Consider the following 23575-nt stretch of genomic DNA (forward strand, 5'->3'; position numbering starts at 1 on the left):
TTGTTCTATGCTGTGGGGTTCATGCTTAACAAACTATTTATGGAAAAACGGGAAGCTTTGCTCCATTGTTTGCTGTACATCCTTGAACAGATCCGATACTTCTTGATCGGTTGCCTTAGTTGCATCGAAGTCAGTCAGTTGGTCCTTAAGCTGACCAAACGTAGATGAATTGTTGCTATCATCGTTGTCATTTGAGCTAAACGAATCATCTGAATCCGAATCCAAACGGCTTTGAATATTGGCCAGGATGTTTTTCATCTGATCCGTTGTCAGCGTATTTTCAAAATCAGCATCGGTATCCGACAAGTCGCTGCCGCTCTGCTGAGATTCGCTTGAATCGTTGATGTTCCAAGCGAACGGAGGCATGATTCCGCCCATGGCTTTCATCATCGGAGGCACACCTTCTCCTGCGACTGTTCGCCGTAAATTGCCGCCCGAACGAGAGCTTTCCAGTGTCTTTGTAACTTCGTCGAATAGATCCGAGACCTGCTGATCCGTCGACGTAGACGAGTCGAAACCGGACAATTCATCCTTAATTGTACTTAGAACCGTTGCCCTTTTGCCAGCCGTATCATTAGCCGCTTGTGACAGGTCAACGGAATTAAGCCTTGATTGCATGTCTGCCAAGACCGTCTTCTTCTGATCTACCGACATCGGATAATCACTGGAGTCGGAGCCATAGTTGCCGGTCGAGACTGGAGCCTGGTTTTGGCTTCCAGCCAAAAACTGCATGAGTTCTGGACTCATTTGTACGGAATCACTAGATTTCCCTTGATTTTTGGCGGAACTATCTCCTGAAGCACGATGATGATGATGATGTGAATGTTGTCTGGTGACCGTATTCGAGCTATCGGATTGTGTCTTCGAATAGGCAGAAGTATTGCTGTTGGCATTGATTGCAATAGACAAAGTTGTGTCTCCTCCCAGTTATAACCGCTTAGCAGTAAGCCCGCATTGAATGTATCGACATCAAGTATGAAGACAAACTGAGTATAGGCTGAAAGGAAGGTTAAATTTACCTGGTAAATTGCATCATTCATTAATACCCTTCATCAATATTGCATAGGTTATGGGAGCATAATGAGGGGGGATTTTCCATGCCACAACGCCTACAAAATCTTGATCGTCTCATTCGCGCAGCGGTAGATCATAAACAGATCTTCGGGGCAGTTCTGCAAGTGGAATCAGGAGATAGGCAACTTTCTTGGAGTGGTGCAGCCGGTAATATGAACGCTGACAGCCGGTTCTTTATTGCGAGCACAACGAAGCTATACATAACCGCTATCTTATTGAAACTATTCGCTCTGAACAAACTCAAGTGGGCCGATAAGGTCGCTCTCTATCTGGATCAGAGCATTCTCTCTGGCCTTCATTATTACCAAGGCACGGAATACGCCAGCGATATTACAATTGAGCAATTAATGGCGCACACTTCTGGCCTCCCGGATTACTTCCAGCAGAAGAGAAAGAGCGGCAGAAGTCTCGTCGATGAAATCATGTCCGGGCAAGACCAAGCATGGTCGCTCGACAACGTAATCGCTGATGTGAAACTTATGAAGCCGCACTTTGCTCCAGGAACGAAGGGTAAAGCTTTATATTCAGATACCAACTATCAGCTGCTTGGAAGAATCATCGAGACCGTGACGAATCAAACGTTGAATGCCGTATTTACGCAATATATCTACGAGCCATTGTCTTTGTCGGGCACATACCTGTATACGAATCCTCAAGACCACACGCCTAGTCCTCTTTATTATAAGAGGTCCCCCCTACACATTCCCCATGCCATGGCTTCCTTCGGTCCCGACGGGGGCATCGTGTCAACAGCAGAGGACTTAATGCGGTTTCTAAGAGCTTTCTTTGGTGGAACTCTGTTCCCCAAGCCGTATTTAAGCGAGCTATATGCTTGGAACAGAATCTTCTTCCCGCTGCAGTACGGCAAAGGCATCGCAAAATTCAAGCTCCCACGAGTGTTCTCACCGTTCAAGCCGCTTCCGGAATTGATCGGACATTCCGGTTTATCCGGTGCCTTTGCCTATTATTCGCCTGCGAAGGATGTGTACCTATGCGGTACCGTCAACCAAATCTCCCCGCCAAGTTTGTCTTATAAGCTGATGCTTCGAATCTTGAATACACTTTAAGGATTGATTGCCCAGGTTAGTCCTTTTTGTACTTTTCCTTCAGAATGCCGGTACCAATCCCACCAGCAAGCATTAGAGTTAACGGGGCAATGTTCCAGAACAAATTTCTTCTAAATCCTGTAATCTCAAGCGAAGTGAAGTTATTCAGAAGAATGACGCCTATCTTGATCACGAACAGGATGAAACCGATGACGAATAAGACATCAAACATAAATTTTAATTTCGGGTAAGCGAGCTGTTTGCTTTCTTTGATCACCTGCTTGGTCAACTCTTCATCACTCCTTAATAACTCATCAATGGTTACACCAAGCAAATCACTTATTTTAATAATAATTTCAATGCTCGGGTAGTTCTGACCATTCTCCCATTTGGAAACAGACTGACGACTAACGTACAGCTTCTCGGCTAGTTCTTCTTGTGTCCAGCCTTGCTTGCTTCTCTCCGATTTCAACTTCTCGCCAAAGACCATAAGCGGCACAACCCTCCTGCAATATATAAGTCCATATTAGTTATACGTTATGGAATTGAAAAGAACGCATTCGTTACATCGCTCCGCAACCCCAGGTTGCGCCTGACTTTAGGCGTGGAATCAGCTCTTACAGCATGTTAAAAAGGCCATCCATTGCGGATGGCCTTCTCCAGCTTTCACATCTCGAATTGTCGAATCAATTCCAATGCTTCTTTATGATCAGGCTCAAGCTTAATTAATTCTCTCGTGTAATCCAATGCCTCTTCGATGAGATTCATCTCAAAACAACAGATAGCCAGACAGTAAAATACCGTAGGCACGATCTCATCTTCATCTTGATGGATCGATATTTCTAGATACCGCTTGGAGTCTTCGTACATCTCCATCTCGAACAGCAACAACCCTGCATCCAGCGCGAGGTCATACCGCTGCTCCATCACATAGTACGAAGACCACATTATTGCTATGCCCCTCAGAATATCCTGCATTTCTTCGTCAGTTGCATCTTGTAACAGCTGAGAAATCTGCTTCGCGCTCTGAATGAAGAACTCCGCGTCATGCCCTCCCAGACGCCAGAAGCTTAATATCTGCTGAAGCTCCATGTGATCTAGATTGCGATCGACCCATAGCTTCATGCTGTAGAATTCATCTGGACCGAAGCGTTCAATGAATCGCCGATAGGCTAATCTTGTCTGAAAGTAATCCATCGGCATATCCGTATGGATCATACAACCGACATTTATATTCGAATAATGTTGAGGTGGAAATAACGCGACGGCCCCTTTGTGTTCCCAAGCATGCCGAATCGCATGGTAGTTTGCCGTAAAAGAGAAATTTCCATTTCCATGCACAACCAACTCCGGTGGCTCTTCATATTGCAAGTTGTCGAGCAGATGCTCACCTTTGTCTGCCGTTATTAGCAGCGCTCCCGCCTGGGACAACTGATTCAATCGAGTTAAACAATCTAATCCGATGGCTGGAAATAATAGATAGGCATCTTCCACTTGGTCCTGATAAAGGGCTATGACTTCTTTGTAAGGATACGTTTCCTCTTCATACTCTGCCGCCCGCCGATGCTCGTAGTGCAAAGAGATTTGCTTCAATACGTCCGATGGATTAAGGGTTTCCATATGATCGGGATATTCAATGAAGACATCCGCTTCATGAATTTGACCTTTATCAATGTAAAGCAGTTCTTGCGGAATACTATCGAAGAAGTAGTTCGCTACGATGACTAGTGGTTGCTTTAAATCCCCTTTAGCAATCGTTTGTCCCGACACGATCAGATTCAGAGCCGTATCATGAACAGCATCGAATCGTGCAAAATCAAGCACGCCCTCTGCAATAAATGATTGTAGAGCGGGGTGCTCCTTCCATGCCAAAACACTGCTCATCGCCAAATCCGTCATAATATAGCGAAACGGAGGTAAATTACCACCCGCAAACGCTCTCAGCTGGCATAGCTCGTACAACAAATGGTAAGCAAGTCGTCCCGCTCCTGCTCCAAGCTCTACAATGTATACAGGCTCCGGACTAACATCCTTATTCGCACGATCTTGAAGAAACCCGAAGATCATTTCTGCATATGCCGTACCGATCATCGGATTGCTCGTAATATATTGAGGAGTTTGATCATTGGTCCAAGCCTTTAATCCTCTATCTTCATAATATTTCCGCTGAATATCCCATACAGGTGCTTCACTAAAGCGGTAACGTTGTTTTTTATTATCCATATGTTCAACTTATCCTGCTCTCTGGAAGTTATTCAACCTCTAAACCGCATCTTACTTCTCCGGATACAACGCCTGCACGTAAGCCATCGAATGCTGAATCAAAGCCCGAAGTACATCCTCGTCGATGTCCTCCAGTTTGTTCACGTACACGCATGACTTGGCTTCTGTATGCTTACCGAGCTTTGCGAGCAGCGACGCCCGCTCCGGATCATCAGGTGCGAAGTAAAGGCTGATCTTGGCCTTGCGCGGGGAAAATGCTGCAAGCGGAGCATCCCCTTCGTGCCCCGACGCGTACTTGTAATGATAGGACCCGAAACCGATGATGCTTGGCCCCCACATTCTCGCCGGATATCCCGTCGTCTCCGTAAACACATCCAGCAACCGGTACGCATCCATGCGCTTTTTGACATTGTCCATCAGCTCGATGAACTCAAATACGCTGTTGTCGGTTTGTTTCGTTTTCTGCTCGTACATCATGACTTCCCCCTCATCCACTATATTACCTTACCTATCACCATTAAGACGAAAGTTCATTCACTCGGGGCGCTAGATGGACAGAAACACTTACTTTACGACTTGTGGAATCATACATTAACCATACAGCATGAATGACTTGGAAGGGAATGGTGAGATGTTAGATTGCACAAGAACTTCTGCCGTTACGATACTAGGAAGCAGCGGAGGTGTTGCAAGAGCAGTTTTAGCCATTCTAAATCAATCCGTTCAGGATAAGAATGACCCTATACATCTCATTATAAGCCATTCACAACTTCACCTCATTGATATCAACCAAAAGGATAGAGCCTATTATGACCGACTATTCCCCCACCTTTCTCATCAAATCATGCTCCACCAGCTGGATCTTAAGAATCTAAGCGATTTTCGTGATCACCTTATTAAGACAAAAACAAAAGTCGTTATTGATGTATCATGGGCCGATACCATTGAGATGCTGCATTGCTGCAACGAATTAGGCGTATCGTACGTGAATTCAGCCCTTGAGAATACGGCGGTCGATGAGGACGAGAGTCTATACGGTTACCCCCTTGCAGAGCGATATATGAGATATGAAGCGATTAAGAGCGAATTCACGCATACAACGGCTATTATAGGCTCGGGGATGAATCCGGGCGTCGTGCAGTGGATGGCTCTGAAACTATTGCAAGAACATCCTGATCAACAACCATTAGCCTGCTACATTGTCGAGCATGATACTTCCTTTTATAAAGACAAGGCTTTAATTGAACCTCATACGATCTATACTTCTTGGTCGGTAGAATGCTTCTTGGATGAAGCTATCCTAAGCTATCCGATGTTTGTCCATCATCATTTGCCGCATTATTTCTATGAAGAAGTCTATGCTATGGAATATAAAGTAAGGTTAGGAGATAAGCAATTTTACGGTTGTCTGATGCCTCATGAAGAAGTGCTTTCACTAGGTAAGCTGTTCGATATACAGCTCGGTTTTATCTATCGCGTCAGTGAATATACAACGGAATTAATCCGAAGCCACTTAGCTCATGTAAGCGATCTATGGGATTGGAATCAGCGCTTAATTGATCCGGAAGTAGACGAGGTTGAAGGCGAAGACCTTGTTGGGGTTCTCTTGGTTTACGAAGATATGGAAAGATATATGTGCAATTCGATGAAAAGCAGTGTCACTTATCCAAAGTACAAAACAAGCGCCACATACTTTCAAGTCGCATGCGGCATTTATGCAGGCTTGGCCAGTCTAGTCCTCGATGATATCCCTAAAGGTACTTATTATGTGGATGAGCTTCTGCTCAAATCTGAGAGCAAGTACGGAGAATATCTAACGTACCATATGACTGACTTTATCACGGGCGAAAATAAAGAATCTGATGGGTTACTGCATCGAAGATTGAGATGGACGAAATAAAGGCAGCCCCTAAAGTTACTTCCGATGACTTTAGGGGCTGCCTTTATTTATTTATGCTTGGTCATCACGACCCATCTACGAATAGAGTAAGAATGGATGGTAACGGTAGATGACCCGCGGCTACTGCTTTTACTTGTTCTGCATATTCCTCTTTGATTAAATATTTCAGCGGTTGTTCCACACTATTGAAAGACTGAAACGCATCCCTCGCCATATCGTCCCACTCCTGAGAGAAGTACAAATAATCATCGGCTCTCACTCTTGTTCGGTTCGTTCCTTCCTCAGGCACGCATTCAAAATCCTCGTCGTCTCCAACAATTCCATAATCGCATGTCAGTTGTTCCCCAGGATGTATATCTCTAACAGCTAAATTAAATTCAAATACCGTATCGATACAGGTTGGGTGGAAGCTATGATTCATGTATCTTGCGTGGTCCCAATGCAAAATATGAGAATCACCATCGTCACTTAAATAAGCGTACTTATCCACCACTCTCCGCCGAGCTTCATCAAGCGATTCAATAAAATCATTCTTTAATGTCATATCTAAATGATCCGAAATCCAAACAATGGTTCCTTTAGGGATTAATTTCGTGGCAACAACGCCTACACCTATCACATCGTTGATAAAGCGGAGTTCTGTATCCGGATGCATCATGATTGTGAGTTTAACCTCCTCTTCAAGACTGAAATATCATATTCAATCTTTATTTGGAGGGTCTTGGCGAAGTGAAATATGGACGTATTTGAAACCACGAGGCAGGAGGCTTCCTGTCTTCTTGTTGTTATCCTTTCGTATCCTTGCTTTTAATCTGCTGTACCGCTGTCCTCAAATCTCGGGTCACTGTTTCCAAATTCTCAGCTTCTGCGCGCAATCGATGGAATTTCTCAGACGTTTGTTTTGCATTGTCCACGATAGCAACCGTGAATTCAGCATTATTGCTAGCGATCGAGTTCGTCTCAATCATGCTGGCGGAGATTTCCTCTGATCCAGCCAATAGCTGCTCCGATGCCGCACTGATTTCCTCGATCTGTCCGGATACCCGCCTAACTCCCCCGACAATGGCAAAGAACATTTTATTGGCTTCGCTAGTATAGATCCCTCCTGCTTGAACCTGTGCACTAACGCTGTCCATCGCTTCAACGGCCGAGGTAACTGAAGCTTGAATGCTGTGAATCAAATCGACGATCAGCTGGACCGAATCAGCAGTCTGCCCGGAAAGCTTACGAATCTCGCCCGCCACGACGGAAAACCCTCTTCCATGCTCGCCTGCCCTTGCTGCTTCTATAGAAGCGTTTAACGCAAGAAGATTGACCTGACCTGATATCCCGCTGATCGTTTGAACAATCTGATTGATCTGAGTCATTGAATCATTCAACGTTGTGACCGCCGCTGTCGACTGCTCTGTCGATGCTTCGATCTGGTTCATCTGGTTCGTCATGCTGCTCATGGCCGAAATGCCCGTCTCCGCTGTTCGCGAAGATTGCTCAGTAATCCCGAGAATCTCCGACGAGAAATCCGATATGCGCTGAATGCTTTGCACCATCTCTTGAACGGAAAGAGACGTTTTCTGCGTACTGAGCATTTGCCTTTCTGCCCCGCCGGACACTTCAGATAGATGCTCAATCGTCGTTTCACTTGATTTCAAGGATTCTTCAAAGGCTTGCTTAAAGCCCTCGGCCGTTAGCATCAGATTGTTGGTTACATGACCAACGTTGATATTAATTTGTTCCAACAGGCTCAGCAGATTCGATCTCATCTGATCAAAGGAACGGCCCAGTTGACCAACTTCATCCCTTCGATTCTTGATCCGATCCGGCACGCCTGCTTGCAGACTCGTATTCTCCGATTCATGAATGAAATGGGTCAGCCTTACTATAGGTCTAATGACACCAAAATGAATCTGCATAATATAAACAATTAACATAAGAAGCATAACGCCGATAATGATCAATATAAATTTTTGCAGACTGACTTTTACACTATTGTTATCAGTAACGTCCTGATCCAGCATGAGGACCGCGGCCGCTTTCCCCTGAATGTCATTTAGCTCTGAGTAGAAATAGGAACGATTCTCCTTCTTGTCTGTCTCGAATACCTGAAGTGGAGCGCTGTCTTTCCCCAGCTTACCGGCGACTGGCTTGAATTTCGCCGCATCCCATTTATCATCGGACGAGATCACGTTGCCGCTCAAGTCCTGAAGTCCAACCTTAACTTGAAAGATCTGGCTTATTTGCTGTAGAATGCTTCCCTTTACATAAGTACCGAAAACCAGATATCCGACTGACGATTGTACGGGCATGTCGCTGGTCTTCAGAATATTGACGGCAGCGAACAGAACCACTCCCTTCGCAGTAAACATGATTCCGTCGATACCTGTCTTTTCTTTGAGCTCAGCGGATATGTACGGCGACTGAAATTCCGGATGCTCTTCCGTAGAGGAGACGAGCTCTCCCGCAGCATCATAGAGCAGAGTAAACTGAACGTTATCTCCGAGATCCTTAACCGTGTTCACATTTTCTTCAACGAACGTTTTGTCTTTATGGCCGACAGCTGTATAGAGGGATTCCCAGATTGCGTACGACTTTGTGAAATTAAGCATTTGATTGGACTTCTCTTCCAAATACTTGTCTATCGACCTTTTGGTATCCAGCATATGCTGCCGCTCAATCTCATCAATTTGTCCTGAAGTTTGATGGAATGATACGTACTGCGCCAACAAGATCGGTATTGCAAGACAAATCACAGACAACAAGGCGATTCTTTTCATAAGCGACCACCGCAACCATATCTGCAAACTATTTTTCACCAGTCTTCAGTCCACCTTTCTACTTGCTTGGAATCATCATAATTGGTGGAAAATGTTGTGTCCAGTCATATTTTGTCGAATGGAGGAAGCGTGGTGCGCACCTCATTCAACATGTCCATATATAGACAAAAACAAGAAATCCCAGCAGCGGCTATAGCTCGTTGCGTGGGTTTCTGGTTTACATCGAGTATTCTCAGATTAAAGACCTACCCTGGAGGGGTAGGTCTTCTTCTTTAATATATGTGTAGGTTGTTAGGCTTAATAAGGACCGAATCCCGGGTAGTAGTAGATGGTATCATCATACTGATCGTAATCGTACACCCTGCCACCCCAGGCGATGACGAGGATTTTGTCCCTGTCCATCTCTGCTTCAAGAGACTCGGCATATTCTTTGGAAATCCCGAGAGACCTCATCTTGGCACGAAGCTCATCACCGGTCGAGCGGAACACATTGGCAATCGCCGTGCCGACACCTTCAATGAATACGTCAATCTGCTCGGCATCCGTGTTCTTGGCGATTCTCTCCGTCCTGTCCTTATCATGGGTCAGTACGAAGATGTTGTTCGAATCGTAGCCTTCGCTGCGGAAGCGATTAACTTCTCGTTGAACCTCGTTCAAGTTGCCCACCGTGTGCACCTTCGTCGTCATCGTTTGGATTGTCATTGTAATTCCTCCTCTTTTCTAATAAATGTTTAGCATTCGTTGAAGCTTGAAACGAACAGCTTGTACCTATACTCGTCGTCTTCCGAATACCAATGAAAGCAAGAACATAACCAGGAAGACGACGAATAAGATCTTCGCGATGCCGGCTAACGTGGATGCGATACCCAGAAAGCCGAATATGCCAGCGATGATTGCGAAGATGAAAAACATCAGTGCCCATCCTAACATATGAATCACCTCTTCTTCCAAAGTAACTTGTTTGCCTTGCTTGAAATTGGATTAACCCCGATTGACTAGGGTTGAAACAACAGAATCTGGAAATCCCTCTCCATTTCACGTGTTCTACTCAGCTATTAATGAAGGGTTATTTCGGGCAAGTTTCTCATCAAAATGAGCCTGTTTCATATCTGCCCAAGCTGCGTTAAGAATGCACACGGTTGCAACACAATTCGAGAAGGTGGTGTTGTTCGATGAATAAACATAGGGTTCATGTTAACGGCATCGACATGGTATATGAAGAGTGCGGTCACAACAACGATAGAACGATCGTACTGCTACATGACTTCTGCGGCTCTTCTCTTTATTGGCATAAGGTTTGTCCACAGCTCAGCAAGCATTATCGGGTCATCATGCCGAATCTAAGGGGCCACGGAGGAACCGAGGTTCCGGACGGAATCTATACGATGGAGACGATGGCTAACGACATTCACGGCTTGATCGATCTATTGGGTCTGGAGAAAACGGTGATCTTCGGTCACTCGATGGGCGGCTATGTCACCCTCGCCTTCGCGGACAAGTATTCGCATCGGTTGTCGGGCTTCGGCTTGATCCACTCCACGGCGCTTCCCGATTCCGACGAAGTGAAGACCAAGCGTCTTCAAGATATCGAGGCCATCAGACGGGATGGGATCCATGAATACGTGGAGAAGATGACCGAGCAGTTATTCGCCCAATCCGCACATGAGGAAATTCCGGATGAGGTTCATCGAATTAAATCCGTGGGGAAGGTCATGAATCCGAAAGGCGCCATTCACGCGCTTGAGGGGATGCGAGTACGCAAGGACCGCAGCGCGGTGCTCTACGAGGCAAACTTCCCGGTGCTGCTCGTCGCCGGTGCGGAGGATGACGTCATTTCTCCGGATGAGGCCTTCGGCGTGAATGAAGGAACAGCACCCAGGTCGACCTACAGCTACCCTCATATTTCCGAGAATACGTTCGAGGGCGTCGCCCACATGAGTCTCGTCGAGGTGCCGGAGCAGCTTGCCCTCATGATGGCGAACTATTTGAGAACCCTCTACGAGAGGGAGACTTTGCGAAGTATATAATCTCTATAGAGCAAAAATAAACGGGGGCCGCATTGGCCCCCGTTTAAGTTTATACTTTTGGATAAGAAGAGTTCAAAACCTCAATTCCCGCCGGAAGCCTTCGTTGCTGCTTCTTATGCATAACCGATATACCTACAAAGATAAAACAGGAAATAAGAGCTAATACTGCGCCTGTTGTATATAACACATTGAAGTCATAATGATCGAGAATCCAGCCGCCGCTACTGCTAGCAATAAGGCTCGCCAGACTGCCAGCAATAATGGCAAAGATGGTTTGGCCTGTTGCTTTTAAGCCCCCAGGGCTCGTTTCATAAATAAAATTGACCGCCGCTGCTGTGTACAAACCGAAAGTAATTCCATGCAGCATCTGGCTCATGAACAATAGCTGAAACGTCGGCTCTGAGGAAAGCACGAACCACCGAAGGGTTGCAGCGCCCGCACAAAAAGCCAGTACATTGAAATAACCGAACCGTCGCAGCAAGTACGCAGAAAAGATAAACAGAGGTAACTCACTTAACGCTGAAACCGTGCTGAGCACACCGAGCTCCTGCGCTACTTCTCCGCCTAATTTATTGACCAGTAACGGGAAGAACACCATATTGAAGCCATTAGCAAGCCCGATCAGAAAAGCTGACAGTAGAAATACGACAAAATAGCGATTGGTTGCTAACTGACGAAATCCGTCAGCCATGGCATTTGTTTTTGATTTCTTTCCCTCAGAAGACGTTTTTACCTGCAACAACGCTAAGAGTGCAACTAAACTCGTAACGAGATACGTTACAAATATCATATTAATGCCGAAATGATTGTACATAATGCCAAGCGGAGTCACTGTGAGCGCAAAGCTAATTGAACCTAATACACGGATGCCCCCATAGCTTTGATTATTTGCCCTGGCATGGCTGACCGTAATTTCTTCCATATTCGGCCTCACGGCCAAAGACAGAAAGAAGTATACCGCAGACACAATGATATACATGTAAAACCGCTCTTTCCCTAGCAAGTATCCGAAAGTAACGACCGGCGTCAATATTAAGCTCACCATTAACAATCGCTTTCCAATTCCATAACGATCGCTAAGATAACCCCAGACACTCTGGGCTGCGAGTCCGATTAACGGTCCCAGTGAGTATAGAAAACCGATCTGTTGGTTGCTTAGCCCATTCTGGGAGAACCAGTAACTTAAGAATGGAACGAACGAAGCATTCGATATGTAGAACACAAACATAAACACATGCATCGAATATTTGTTGATTGATGGGTTCATAAACTCTGCTCGCTCACTCCCGTTACCGGATCGAAGGTCAGCATCTTAGTTCCAATCTTATCAATGAAGAAGCGATCATGGCTTACCGTAATGACAGCGCCGGGGAAGTGGATCAGAGCTTGCTCCATGACCTGAATGCTCATGAGATCCAGATGATTGGTCGGCTCGTCCAAGATGATAACCGCCGCACCGGATAGAAGACACTTGGCTAGCGCCACACGAGCCTTCTGGCCGCCGGACAGATGGCTAATCATCTTGCTGAGATCCGCCTCCGAGAATTGCAGCATGGATAGAAACTTATTCACCTTTTTGCGTGGAGCATCCAGTCCCAATCCGTACGTATTCACCGCATGGCTGACGGTATCCTTCGGATTAAGCTCCTCCCACATTCGGTTGAAATAAGCGTAACTAACGCCCTTCTCCCAGATCACCTCTCCGGACTCCGGGTTCTCCTGCCCGGTAAGCGCCTTAATGAGCGTTGATTTCCCGCTTCCGTTCGGTCCCACGATGACCAAGCGGTCTTCCTTCTGAATATCGAAGCTCACGTTCTCGAAGATCTGTCGCCCCTCGTAGGTTTGCCCGATCTGCTTCACTTCGCATAGCTTGTCCGGGAAGCGCAGCTTCTCGTAGATATCGGTAATCAGCACGTTAACGGGATGAGGCTCGATCCGCTTCTTATTATCTGCCAGCTTGCGCGAGAGACGGTCCTTGGAACCGGACTTCCTGCTCGCACGGTCGTCGATCGCCTCGGATTCCATAAGAAGCAGTTCTTCTTCCCACTCGAACTGGCGATCCAGCTCCTTCTTGCGCATTTTCTTCTTACGGATGTAGTCGGTGTAGTTGCCATCGTATTCTTGAAAATGATAGTTCTCAATCTCGATCGTGCGCGTGACAACTTTGTCGATAAATTGCCGGTCATGCGACACCAGAATCATGGCTCCCTTGAATCGGTACAGCCACTGCTCCAGCCACGCGATTCCTTCCATATCTAAGTAATTCGTCGGCTCGTCGAGCAGAACGACATCGGGCAGCTCGATTAACATCTTCGCGAGCGCCGCGCGGTTACGCCATCCTCCGGACAACTCATCGATCGGCTGATTACGAGACCGGTCGTTAAACCCAAGCTTCGTCAGCACCGTATTAATCTCGACGGACACGTTCCATCCATCAAGATGATCCATTTGCTCGAATAGCTCCGCCTGCCTCGCCAGCAGCCCGTCCATTTCACTATCGTCCGTAACCATCCCCAGCTTGTCCCCGACCTCTTGCAGCTCACGTTCAATAAGGGACACCTGCTCGAAGCAGGCCTCCAGTTCTTGCTGCACGGACAGGGTTCCTGTCAGCTCCGAGAACTGCGAGAAATACCCGAGCTTCACGTTCGGATCGATCTCCACCTTGCCGGACGTCGGCTCTTCTTGGCCCAAGATAAGCTTAAATACCGTCGACTTGCCTGCACCATTCCGCCCAATCAGGCCGATGCGTTCCCCTTGGATAACGCGAAAATAAATATCTCGAAAGATCATGGACTCTTCATACTTCTTCGTAACGTTCTCCAAACGTATTACACTCACGGCAATCACCCCTCTGGTCTCAACGCTCTAGCGTGATTATACCATCCCCGCCTTACGAATTCTTCTCGAGTAAGATCTCCATTATAGAACTTGCACTTTAGACCGAACTGCTGTAGTATTAGAGACCTGAGCAAGACTCAGACCAATATGCTTCGTTTTTCTATCGCGGGGTGGAGCAGCTCGGTAGCTCGTCGGGCTCATAACCCGAAGGCCGCAGGTTCAAATCCTGCCCCCGCAACCAATTTACAATCAACTCGTTCTTATATAGAAATGCCTTTAATCCGCTGAATAAGGATTAAAGGCATTTTTCTTCGTTAAACGTTAAAGTAGCTTAATCAGCCCTTCTAGCTCATCGATCATTCCTCTTGCACGTTCAAAATCTTCATCTTTTAAAGCCAATTCTATTTTGGTTTCAACTGCTTTTTTCTTTTGTTCCGTTTCTAGATAGTCTTTATCAAAATGTCTAGCATAAATCATCTGCTTGAATTTTTTCAAAGTCATTTTTCTAATCGACTTACCGTCAATAATTAATACATAATCCATACCGTTTACAACCGAATAGAAATCATGAGAAATCATGAGAATGGCACCTTTAAATTCTTCAATGGCTTTCTCCAGTGCTATTTGCGTGTAGGTATCCAAATGGCTTGTCGGTTCATCAAGAAGTAATACGTCTGCTTTACTGGCAGCTACTTTAGCCAATTGAAGGATGTTTTTTTCTCCACCGGATAATGATTCTATCTTTTGACTAACGATTTCTCCTTCAAAGCCATAGTTAGCAAGATGCAATCTGGCCTCATCATAAGTCGTAAACCCGGCATCGATGAATTCTTCTAGTATCGTATTAGAGTCCTTTAGCATTTCGCCTTGAAGCTGAGATAGATAAGCCACTTTAACATCAGGATTTATTTCAATGGAAGCATGATTATTTTTAAAGATATCTCGGAGTAAGGTCGTTTTCCCTGTACCGTTTGCACCGATAATGGCTACTTTATCCGATGATTTTATCTCAAAGTTAACATTGTCTAGGAGCAGTTCATCGAAGGCAACACTATAATTATTGACCTTTACAACAGTAGTGTCTTCATTTTCAATTTCGTGATCCATACCAAAACTGATATTCGGCTGCTTAATAGCAACGAAAGGCGCTTTAATTCTACGCGCTTCCAATCTTTCTTGAAATCTAACTCTGGCTTTTAACGCTCTGCCTCTTGATGCTTCTGAATTATAAGTTGCGATAACTCTAAGATTATTGATGATGTTCTCGTTTCTCTCAATTTCTTCATGCTCAGCGACTGCGATTTCTTGCAACTCGATCTTTGTCTGAAGCAATGAGAAGTTATACTCCATATATCGCCCATCAAACTCTTGGAGCTCCATGTTCTCAAGGTGGATGATTTTGTTGAAGCAATGGTTCAAGAGATATCGGTTGTGCGTAACAACGAGCAGCATGCCTTTGTAACCATTAATAAGCTTTTTGAGCGCATTGAGGTTTTCGAAGTCTAGAAACACATCCGGTTCGTCCATAATCATCAAGTCGGGGCGATTAAGCATTTCCTTCATCACTTGAATAAGTTTGAATTCCCCACCGCTCAGATCGGCTACCTTAGTATCTCTTCGCTTCATAAGGTCTGCTAAATTGAGCTGCTTATGAATGTTACTTTCAAAATCCTCCCCACCTATTGCATCAAATGCGTCTAAAGCGAATTGATACTTTTCCAGTAACGGTTCTATATCTAATGAAGTTTCCATTTCCGTGCAAATCGATTCAATTTCGTTTTGAATCTTAATAAATTGTTCTCCGATGTATTCAAAGACGGTTGTTTCTTTCGTGTTGTCTAGTTCTGAGAACTGACTTACGAATCCAATCGTGCAATCGGGGTCCATCTCTAATTTGCCATCGTATAGATATCTTTCTGGGTCCATCAGTATATCTATTAATGTACTTTTCCCACTGCCACTTGTTCCGATAAAAGCGCAATGTTGTGCTTCTTCTAACGTAAATGAGATGTTGTTATATAGTTCTTTTTGCGGAAATGAGAAGGATAACTGTTCAACTTTTATCATCGTATTACCTTTCTTTATAACTAAATTGTGTTCATTACTAGATGCATTTGGAAAAGTTAGATTTTATGTTTACCGTTGTTAGAGTAACACTGTTTACAACCAACTACAATCCATTTGTATCCCCTCTAATTATGGAATTTCCCTGCCCATAAATTCGCGTCATCTGTTATTATTTTTCAATCAGACGACCGTTATCCAAATAAAGCACACGATCACACAGCGGCAGAACCCGTTCGTCGTGTGTAACCATAATTGTGCTCTTGCCCCGTTCCTTCGCCTCCCCGGCAATCATCCGTACGACGTCCATTCCTCTTGCAGCATCTAGACTCGCCGTCGGCTCGTCCGCGAGCAGCACAGCTGGATCGTTCATGAGTGCTCTTGCGATTGCGACACGCTGACGCTCACCACCTGACAACTTGTCGGGATAAGCACTTCTGCGGTGGTCCAAGCCTAGCTTATGAAGCAGCTTTCCGATGCGTTCATTCGCCTTCCCTTTGTTCATATCCCCCAACTTTGCGATCAGCATCAACTGTTCTTCCACCTTCAAGTATGGAATCAAGTTGGCACTTTGAAAAATAAATCCGATCTTGTTCAGCCGCATGTCGGGCAAAGAATGCTTCTGTTTACCGGTGATCGATTCTCCGTCCAGCAATACTCCGCCGCTCGTAGGCTCAAGGAGCGCACCAGCAATCGATAAGAACGTGCTCTTGCCGGATCCAGAAGGCCCCATAACGGCGACAAATTCCCCTTCCGACACTTGCAAGCTTAGGTGATCGAGCACCGTTCGCTGCATGCCGCCATCCTCGAAGGTATGCGTAATATTGTCCAAGATAAGTCTGTGTCTCATGCTGCACTCCTCCCTATTGCATCCAAGGCATCTATTCTGGTTACTTTCCAAACGGAAAGCATCGATCCGACAAGCGACATCAGAATAAAAGCACCGCTCGTATAGGCCAGTGTGGAGAAATGAAGCAGAAACGGCATTCCGTCAGGCAATACGGCTTCAATTACTTGGATAAGCAGCATGCTGGTAATAAGACTCCCTGTCGATAAGAGCAGCACTTGAAGGGTGACGCTTCGTACAAGGTAAGCCGTTCGTGTGCCAATTGCCTTCAAAATACCAAATTGACTGCTCTTCTGGATCGTGATGACATAGAAGAACACGGCTAGGACAAAGGAAGAAATGATAAACAAGAAAATGATCATCATCCATAATGATCCTTGCTCCTCCTTGTAGCCCGGGATTGCCGAAACAGCATCTGATTTAGTAACGATCTCTGCGTCCGGGAAGACTGCAACAAGCTGCTCCACTTGGTGCTTATCCGCCTTTACGGCAACTGCATTATAGGCCTTGCCGTCTTGTGCACTTCCTGTTCCCGGTCGCGCAACTGTATCTGAGTGGATCTTCTTCCAGTCATTCTCATTCAGAAATACCGCCGGCGAATGGCTGTACGATTCATGACTGACAAAACCGTTAACTACTAATTTCAAGCCTGATGCCTGATCGACCATTATCGTACCGAGGTCAATCCCCGCATCCTTCAGCTTACGATCTACAAGTATTCGTCCAGACCCATTGGATGTGATCGATTCACCTTCGGACACCTTGGGCATCAACCAGCCCTCCGGATTCATTCCAAGAAGCGTCACGTCCAGCTTATTCGTTGTTCCCTCTGCTGTCATGGTGGTCATCTTGATGCCAAGCGGCTGCACGTTCTCTTGTCCAGCGATTGAACTTGCTTGTTTCAATACTTGTTCGCTGAGTTGCGAACGGGTGAAGCGATGATTCGAATCCTTCTCCATAATAAAATGCGTAGCGTCCATGTTCTGAATCGATGCCGCATTATCATAGGCGAGCCCATTCGCAAGCCCGGTAACGAACATAACCAGGAAAGCGATAAGCAGCATAATAATTGCAATGAGCGAGTAACGGACTTTAGCGAACCTCATTTCTCGAATAGCCAGATACATTTAGCGAACCTCCTCTTGGATGTCTCCAGTTTAGGCAGCGAATATAAATGGCGCATAAATAACACATTACAATTTGGGAATCGTCACCGTCATACAGGTGCCTACCCCTTGCGTGCTGCTCACTTCGATAGTTCCCTCGTGCAGCTGCATAATCTTCTTCACGATGGCCAGTCCCAATCCCGTTCGGCCCGTAGCACGTTCCCGTGCGCGATCGACACGATAGAAACGATCGAATAGAAAAGGCAAATGCTCGGGAGCAATCCCTTCCCCAGTATCCGAAATCATAATGCGGGTGTGAAGCTGCATGTCCTCTGCCCGTATGTCGATGCTTCGGCCCGATGGAATATGATTTGCCGCATTGCTCAGCAAATTTGTCCATACTTGTATCAGAAGCACTTCATCGCCATAAACGGAAATGGATTCTGGAACGGATAGTTTTAGTAAAAGATCCTTCTCATCCAGCTGCCATTGCAGTACTTGCACGGCTTGACGAATATGACCCCGTAAGGAAAAGTGCTTCTTGTTCAGCGCCTCTTCTCCTTGTTCTAGCGTAGAGAGCAGCAACAATTGTTTGCTCAGCATGGAGAGATGGCGACTTTCAGCTTCAACAATCGAGGCATATTGCAAGCGATCTTCTTGCGGCAAATCTCCTTGCGCTAATACTTTAGCAAATCCTTGGATGGAGGTAAGTGGCGACCCAATTTCATGCGATACATTCGATACAAATTGCTGGCGTGCCAGATCGACTCGCTCCAGCTCCCGGCTCATCGTCATAAAATGCTCGGCTAGCTGACCGATTTCATCACTTCTCCCCGTCACTAGGCGAAGATTATAGTTCCCTTGTGCGAGGCGTTTGGTCGCTTCGGATAACCTCGTAATTGGCTTGACTATATAGCGAGTGCTCACCAAGAAGAATAAAATGCTGATGAGGATGGTCAACAATCCGATCAATGCAAAGAAGGTTCGAAGCTCCCCGAACTGCAGCAATACATCCGGGCGCATGAACAAGGCGTACGTCTTTCCAGATGCTTGGATGGGTACACCTACCGTATTGCTTAATCGGTTCTCGAAGAATCCTGTGATGAAAGCCTTATTTGGAAACTGCGCCACACCGTGGTAGGTGCCTCCTCCAAGAACGATTCTGACTTCTTGCTCGTCTAGATCCTGCTCACGGAAGCTCCTCCCATAGAAGTGCGATTCTTCATGCCCATCCGTCACATAGATTTCGTACCCTAAAGCAGCCGCATTGCCTAGATATCGCTCCATATCCGCGGGATCAAATTCAATGAATTTCTTCATATTCTCCGCAATCGATACAAGCTTCTCATCGTTGACCGGTTTGAGCTTCATATGGTAATAACTATTAGAAGCGAGGAACCCCAGCACACTGCTGGCGAAGATGACGGCTAAGGTGATTAGTATCACACGATAGTACAGACTTTTCATTTTTCCCTCACTACCATTTTGTAGCCGATGCCTCGAACGGTCTGAATAACAAAGTCATCCGCATAATCGACAAAGCGCTGGCGCAGTCTGTTGATATGTACATTAACTGTATTGTCGTCTCCTTCATAATCTTGCCCCCAAACGAGACGGATCAACTCGTCGCGGGAAAATAGACGCCCTGGGTACTGTGCCAGCTGGGCTAGCAACTCAAATTCCTTCATTGGCAGTAAAATAATAGATTGGCCGTCGTTCACTTCAACGTTTTTGCGATCAATGGTCATATGATGAATCCGAATGATGTCATTCGCCGCCCGGTTATAGCGGCGGAACAGCGCTTTGACCCGGAAGAGCAGCTCTTCCGGCTCGAAAGGCTTGGTCACATAGTCATCCGTTCCTTTTAGATAGCCTTGTTCCTTATCGGACAGCTGATCCTTGGCCGTGAGCAATATAATCGGGATGTCGTAATGCTGCCGAATATGCTCACACAATTCAAACCCGTCCATATGCGGCATCATCACATCAATGATAGCGATATCTATCGACGACCGTTCCATAACCTTTACCGCCTCGGCCCCGTCGCGAGCTTCATGCACGCTATACCCTTCACGGGTCATAACATAACGCACCAGCGCTCTAATATTGGGATCATCGTCTGCCAGTAGCAGATGGTTCAGCTTAAAAACCCCCAGTCTCTGTCTATGTCGACTACGCATTTGTATCCAACATTGCTGGAATGTTTATTTCTTTTACACAAGAGGCTCTAGAGAGGTTCATTACGCATTTAACTAAAGAAACAATATCTTGAAGCGGAATCTGTGTGCCCTTGTATGCGGACAAGACTTTCTCAATTCCATCTTCCAATGGAATCTGGGTTGCAATTTCACCAGGATTGATAACAGTCACACCGATCCCATACTTCTTTACATGCTCCCTTATCGAATTTCCAATACCACGCAACCCGAACTTAGAAGCTGCGAAAGTAACTTGCGTGAAATCATTATTTTCAAGGCCTGCCGTGGAGCCGATTAAGAAAATTTTGGCGTTAGCTGACTGTTTCAGACTCGGTAGAAGCTTCTGTATGCAGGTAATAGCAGAAGTAACATTGATGTTAATGATGCCCGCGATCTCAGCTGGATCATCTTGCTCAAAATCATAGTCATCTCTGAACCCCTTGCTCTCCCATATCCCGACATTATATATTAATACGTCTATCGTAACGTCCTTTAATGTATTCGCAATTAGATTGCTTGCATCGGATTTCGCCAAATTAGCCTCAATCCAATATTTCTGGACACCATCTTCAAGCTCTACGCTGTTAGGATAAGTTCTGGAAACCACCCAAACACGATCACCTTGCTCTGGCAATCCTTTGACGAATGCCTCGCCCAATCCTTTACTTGCTCCGAAGATAATAAAATTTTTCATGAAGCATCCTCATATATATTGAATTTTTAAGTTTGCGGCAACCATATGATGAAGGTTGTCCCTTTTCCATGCTCGCTTTCTGCTTTTATTCTTCCTTTATGCAATTCAATCATACGATAGCTCATCGATAATCCTAGGCCTAGTCCGTATTTTTTCGTTGAATGGAAAGGAGTAGAGAGCTTCTCTAACGTATCTTTATCCATGCCACATCCATCATCACTGATCACGATTTCAGTCCCATTATTAAGCTCGCTCTGCCGGATAACGACAGATATGTGCCCATCTAAGTCGATTGCATCAAAGGCATTTTGCAACATATTTAGAATGACTTGTTTGATTTTGTCCTTATCTATATAAATCTTGTCTGTAAATAAGGGTTGATAATGAACCTTAATATTTTTACTATGAAAGTCATTCTCCATTAACGCTAAGATATCTTCAATAAGTTCATGTAAGCCTACTCTAGTTATTACGATTTCTTTTTGATCTGGCTTAGCCATCATTACTAATTGCTGAACAAGCGCTTTAATTCGTTCTAATTCACTGAAGATAATTCTAAAATAATCCTTTTGCTTATGGTCAGCTGTTTTGAAATGTTCTTTGAGGAGCGCTAATAATCCTATGATTGACGTAAGCGGATTTCGAATCTCATGCGCAAGTCCAGCACCAATTTTACCTATAGCCGACAATTTCTCGCTTAGCATGAGTTGTCTTTCTAGTACAAGTCTCTCTGTAATATCTCTAAACTGACCAAATACGCCGATAATTTGGCCCAATTCATCATAGATTGGGAATGAGTCGAATAAAAACGTTTTATTCGATATCGATATCTCTATATCCTCATACTTTTTGCCGCCGCTCAGAACACAGCCCATGTATTCTCCGATAACCGCTACTTCCGTAATAGGACGGTTGCGTAGTTCACCTTTATTGCTAGATAAAACTTTCTCCGCATAAGGATTGATTTCAACTACCTGCCCGTCCTCATCGGTCAAAATAACCCCGTTTCGACTGTTTTCCATGAGCACTTGATTCAAGACTAATAATTTCTTATTCTGCTTCTTTCCAATTACCTCTCGTTCTATTGAATCTACAGCAGACTGGAGCAAGCCCACATGGTATGGACTTATATGATGAGCGGCCATCATCATCGAGATGGTTCCGCCTATCTTGCCTGAAGAACGAAATGGTACAGAGATACAAGCACTTTCATGTAAACAACGGAAGAAATGGTCTGATCCAATAAGCTTGGCGGGTTGTTCCATTCTTAATGCCATTTCAATACTATTCGTTCCAACCTTCTCTTCCTCTAATCGGATTCCGGGGGTTAAACCTAATGATTCAATCTGCCACTTAATCATTTCATCGCCGTACAATTCTAGGATGTACCCTTCATGATCAGTGATACAGATCAAAACAGCCGTCCCGTCTAAATCAGATATTAACCTCGTCATAAATTGCCTTGCTACAGAGATGGTATCATCAAGTACCCTCTTCTTGTGCTCCAACACACTATCCGGCAATTTCTCTTTAGGAGCTGGCAGATCATCAGGATTTAATTTATTATCCAAACACTTTTCGTGTGAGTTAGATATATATGTAGCTCTTGATTCTATCTTCATAATAGTCACCAACCTTATCGATTCTGCAGAATCTTTATCGCCAGTCCCTCTGTCAGAACATCAAGACCGAACTTGAACTCCTTCGCCCAATCGGAATTTGTCGTGTACGACGCCAAACGGATTACCGTAGGGAACTCCCCTGAAGGTAGTTGACTATAATATTGGTTATAGCGTTCACTTAGCTCCATATTCGAGATGGAACCCTGCTCAGTATTCAATCGCAGCCTTACCTCTTCTCCTACAAATCCAAGCACATAATTTTTCAAAATCGAAGCTACCCAAGGCACCTGCTCGTCCGGGAAACCGACAGATGACAATAACGCGTATAGCTTCTCTACCTGCTTAAGACGATCATAGCCTATGGCTATACTGGAATTGAACAGTTCCACCGTATCCCGGTGCGAGAGAAGGATCTTACGGAAAGCTTCCCCCCAGAGCCCAAGTTGCTCCCTCCAAGGAAGAGATGAATCCGGCCACTCCATGGTACTGCTTATTCGATCGGCCAGCAGTCCCATGAGCTCACCCTTGTCTTGGATATGATAATATAGCGACGCAGTCTTCACCTGTAGCCTGTTCGCGATTTTGTTCATGCTCAATTCCTTAAGACCGATTTCTTCCAGCAATTGCAACGCTGTCTGAATAATTCTGGTCTGGTCCAGCGGAGTATTGGTTGTACGAGTTTTCCTAGCCAACGGGTTCACCCTTTCACTTGACAAGTATAGCATAGAAGAAATATTCTAATACCATTAGATTAATCTAAAGGCATTAGAATAGTAAAGGAGCAATAGAAATGAAGCTAAACCACCTCAATTTGTGCGTACACAATATGTCGGAAGCAGTTATCTTTTTCGCTGATATATTCGGTTTTGAGCTTACGGATCGGAAAGGTGATGCCATTGTAGTTATGAAAGACGAGGCGGGGTTTACGCTCGTCTTAAGTCGATTGGTAGAAGGCGAGATTCCGACTTACCCCGATGGCTTCCATGTCGGATTCTACGTGGACACGAAAGAAGAGGTAGATCAATTCTGCCTTAGGCTTATAGCTGCGGGGCTGACTAGCAAGGAAAGTAGTCCGAAGTCGATGCGTGGCGGTTACACGCTTTACTTCAAGGCTCTTGATGGCATTCTGTTCGAGGTTACCTCGTTTGCTATCTAAACAAGAGCT

At 45.3% G+C, this 23575-nt stretch carries 22 protein-coding genes and 1 tRNA gene; 5 read left to right on the forward strand and 18 right to left on the reverse strand.

Annotated elements, in window-relative coordinates:
- Positions 1–33: 33 nt before the first annotated feature.
- The gene (locus AC0YNX_RS20515) at positions 34–909 is read right to left on the reverse strand and encodes a hypothetical protein (protein WP_475817558.1); all 876 of its coding nucleotides are present in this window, start codon (positions 907–909) and stop codon (positions 34–36) included.
- A gap of 188 nt (positions 910–1097) precedes the next feature.
- On the opposite strand from AC0YNX_RS20515, the gene AC0YNX_RS20520 reads away from it, so the two are divergent.
- Positions 1098–2141 carry a serine hydrolase domain-containing protein gene (locus tag AC0YNX_RS20520; RefSeq protein WP_475817559.1) on the forward strand — a complete coding sequence of 348 codons (1044 nt, stop codon included), beginning with the start codon at positions 1098–1100 and terminating at the stop codon, positions 2139–2141.
- 16 nt (positions 2142–2157) lie between these two features.
- Here the strand turns inward: AC0YNX_RS20520 and AC0YNX_RS20525 are convergent, their stop codons facing one another.
- From AC0YNX_RS20525 to AC0YNX_RS20535, 3 genes are all read right to left on the reverse strand, one after another.
- On the reverse strand, positions 2158–2610 hold the full coding sequence (locus AC0YNX_RS20525) for a helix-turn-helix domain-containing protein (protein ID WP_475817560.1): 453 nt from the start codon (positions 2608–2610) through the stop codon (positions 2158–2160).
- 176 nt (positions 2611–2786) lie between these two features.
- Positions 2787–4343, reverse strand: a complete 1557-nt coding sequence (locus tag AC0YNX_RS20530) for an SAM-dependent methyltransferase (protein WP_475817561.1) — start codon at positions 4341–4343, stop codon at positions 2787–2789.
- Positions 4344–4394: 51 nt separating this feature from the next.
- Complete coding sequence (locus AC0YNX_RS20535; protein WP_475817643.1) at positions 4395–4817, reverse strand: DUF1801 domain-containing protein; 423 nt, start codon at positions 4815–4817, stop codon at positions 4395–4397.
- 157 nt (positions 4818–4974) lie between these two features.
- On the opposite strand from AC0YNX_RS20535, the gene AC0YNX_RS20540 reads away from it, so the two are divergent.
- Complete coding sequence (locus AC0YNX_RS20540; RefSeq protein WP_475817644.1) at positions 4975–6243, forward strand: saccharopine dehydrogenase NADP-binding domain-containing protein; 1269 nt, start codon at positions 4975–4977, stop codon at positions 6241–6243.
- Positions 6244–6307: 64 nt separating this feature from the next.
- Here AC0YNX_RS20540 and AC0YNX_RS20545 read toward each other — a convergent pair whose 3' ends face one another.
- From AC0YNX_RS20545 to AC0YNX_RS20560, 4 genes are all read right to left on the reverse strand, one after another.
- Positions 6308–6901 carry an SET domain-containing protein gene (locus AC0YNX_RS20545; protein ID WP_475817562.1) on the reverse strand — a complete coding sequence of 198 codons (594 nt, stop codon included), beginning with the start codon at positions 6899–6901 and terminating at the stop codon, positions 6308–6310.
- 127 nt (positions 6902–7028) lie between these two features.
- Complete coding sequence (locus AC0YNX_RS20550) at positions 7029–9014, reverse strand: methyl-accepting chemotaxis protein (protein WP_475817563.1); 1986 nt, start codon at positions 9012–9014, stop codon at positions 7029–7031.
- Between the two features lie 297 nt (positions 9015–9311).
- On the reverse strand, positions 9312–9716 hold the full coding sequence (locus AC0YNX_RS20555; RefSeq protein ID WP_475817564.1) for a YflT domain-containing protein: 405 nt from the start codon (positions 9714–9716) through the stop codon (positions 9312–9314).
- Positions 9717–9782: 66 nt separating this feature from the next.
- Entirely contained in the window at positions 9783–9944 is a 162-nt protein-coding gene (locus AC0YNX_RS20560; protein ID WP_475817565.1) for a DUF1328 domain-containing protein, read from the reverse strand.
- Between the two features lie 242 nt (positions 9945–10186).
- Between AC0YNX_RS20560 and AC0YNX_RS20565 the strand changes: the two genes are divergently transcribed.
- Positions 10187–11041, forward strand: a complete 855-nt coding sequence (locus AC0YNX_RS20565; RefSeq protein ID WP_475817566.1) for an alpha/beta fold hydrolase — start codon at positions 10187–10189, stop codon at positions 11039–11041.
- 49 nt (positions 11042–11090) lie between these two features.
- Here AC0YNX_RS20565 and AC0YNX_RS20570 read toward each other — a convergent pair whose 3' ends face one another.
- Positions 11091–12308 carry an MFS transporter gene (locus AC0YNX_RS20570; RefSeq protein ID WP_475817567.1) on the reverse strand — a complete coding sequence of 406 codons (1218 nt, stop codon included), beginning with the start codon at positions 12306–12308 and terminating at the stop codon, positions 11091–11093.
- A complete protein-coding gene (locus AC0YNX_RS20575) occupies positions 12305–13879 on the reverse strand; it encodes an ABC-F family ATP-binding cassette domain-containing protein (RefSeq protein ID WP_475817568.1) in 1575 nt (524 codons plus the stop codon). Before AC0YNX_RS20575 ends, AC0YNX_RS20570 begins: the two co-directional genes overlap by 4 nt.
- A 164-nt stretch (positions 13880–14043) precedes the next feature.
- Between AC0YNX_RS20575 and AC0YNX_RS20580 the strand changes: the two genes are divergently transcribed.
- Positions 14044–14120: transfer RNA gene (locus AC0YNX_RS20580), tRNA-Met, on the forward strand.
- A gap of 80 nt (positions 14121–14200) precedes the next feature.
- On the opposite strand, the gene AC0YNX_RS20585 is transcribed toward AC0YNX_RS20580, so the two are convergent.
- The 8 genes from AC0YNX_RS20585 to AC0YNX_RS20620 form a co-directional block, all read right to left on the reverse strand.
- On the reverse strand, positions 14201–15946 hold the full coding sequence (locus tag AC0YNX_RS20585) for an ABC-F family ATP-binding cassette domain-containing protein (RefSeq protein ID WP_475817569.1): 1746 nt from the start codon (positions 15944–15946) through the stop codon (positions 14201–14203).
- Between the two features lie 169 nt (positions 15947–16115).
- Positions 16116–16793 (reverse strand): ABC transporter ATP-binding protein, encoded by a 678-nt coding sequence (locus tag AC0YNX_RS20590; RefSeq protein ID WP_475817570.1) that lies wholly within the window; start codon positions 16791–16793, stop codon positions 16116–16118.
- The gene (locus AC0YNX_RS20595; RefSeq protein WP_475817571.1) at positions 16790–17917 is read right to left on the reverse strand and encodes an ABC transporter permease; all 1128 of its coding nucleotides are present in this window, start codon (positions 17915–17917) and stop codon (positions 16790–16792) included. The genes AC0YNX_RS20590 and AC0YNX_RS20595 overlap by 4 nt, the downstream gene beginning before the upstream one ends.
- A gap of 66 nt (positions 17918–17983) precedes the next feature.
- The gene (locus AC0YNX_RS20600; protein WP_475817572.1) at positions 17984–19363 is read right to left on the reverse strand and encodes a sensor histidine kinase; all 1380 of its coding nucleotides are present in this window, start codon (positions 19361–19363) and stop codon (positions 17984–17986) included.
- Entirely contained in the window at positions 19360–20076 is a 717-nt protein-coding gene (locus AC0YNX_RS20605) for a response regulator transcription factor (protein WP_475817573.1), read from the reverse strand. The genes AC0YNX_RS20600 and AC0YNX_RS20605 overlap by 4 nt, the downstream gene beginning before the upstream one ends.
- Positions 20069–20788 carry an SDR family NAD(P)-dependent oxidoreductase gene (locus AC0YNX_RS20610; protein ID WP_475817574.1) on the reverse strand — a complete coding sequence of 240 codons (720 nt, stop codon included), beginning with the start codon at positions 20786–20788 and terminating at the stop codon, positions 20069–20071. Before AC0YNX_RS20610 ends, AC0YNX_RS20605 begins: the two co-directional genes overlap by 8 nt.
- A 26-nt stretch (positions 20789–20814) precedes the next feature.
- Positions 20815–22359, reverse strand: a complete 1545-nt coding sequence (locus AC0YNX_RS20615; protein ID WP_475817575.1) for an ATP-binding protein — start codon at positions 22357–22359, stop codon at positions 20815–20817.
- Positions 22360–22424: 65 nt separating this feature from the next.
- Positions 22425–23102 carry a TetR/AcrR family transcriptional regulator C-terminal domain-containing protein gene (locus AC0YNX_RS20620; RefSeq protein ID WP_475817576.1) on the reverse strand — a complete coding sequence of 226 codons (678 nt, stop codon included), beginning with the start codon at positions 23100–23102 and terminating at the stop codon, positions 22425–22427.
- Positions 23103–23200: 98 nt separating this feature from the next.
- On the opposite strand from AC0YNX_RS20620, the gene AC0YNX_RS20625 reads away from it, so the two are divergent.
- On the forward strand, positions 23201–23566 hold the full coding sequence (locus AC0YNX_RS20625; RefSeq protein WP_475817577.1) for a VOC family protein: 366 nt from the start codon (positions 23201–23203) through the stop codon (positions 23564–23566).
- Positions 23567–23575: the final 9 nt, after the last annotated feature.

The organism is Paenibacillus sp. J31R98 (genome assembly GCF_056269245.1).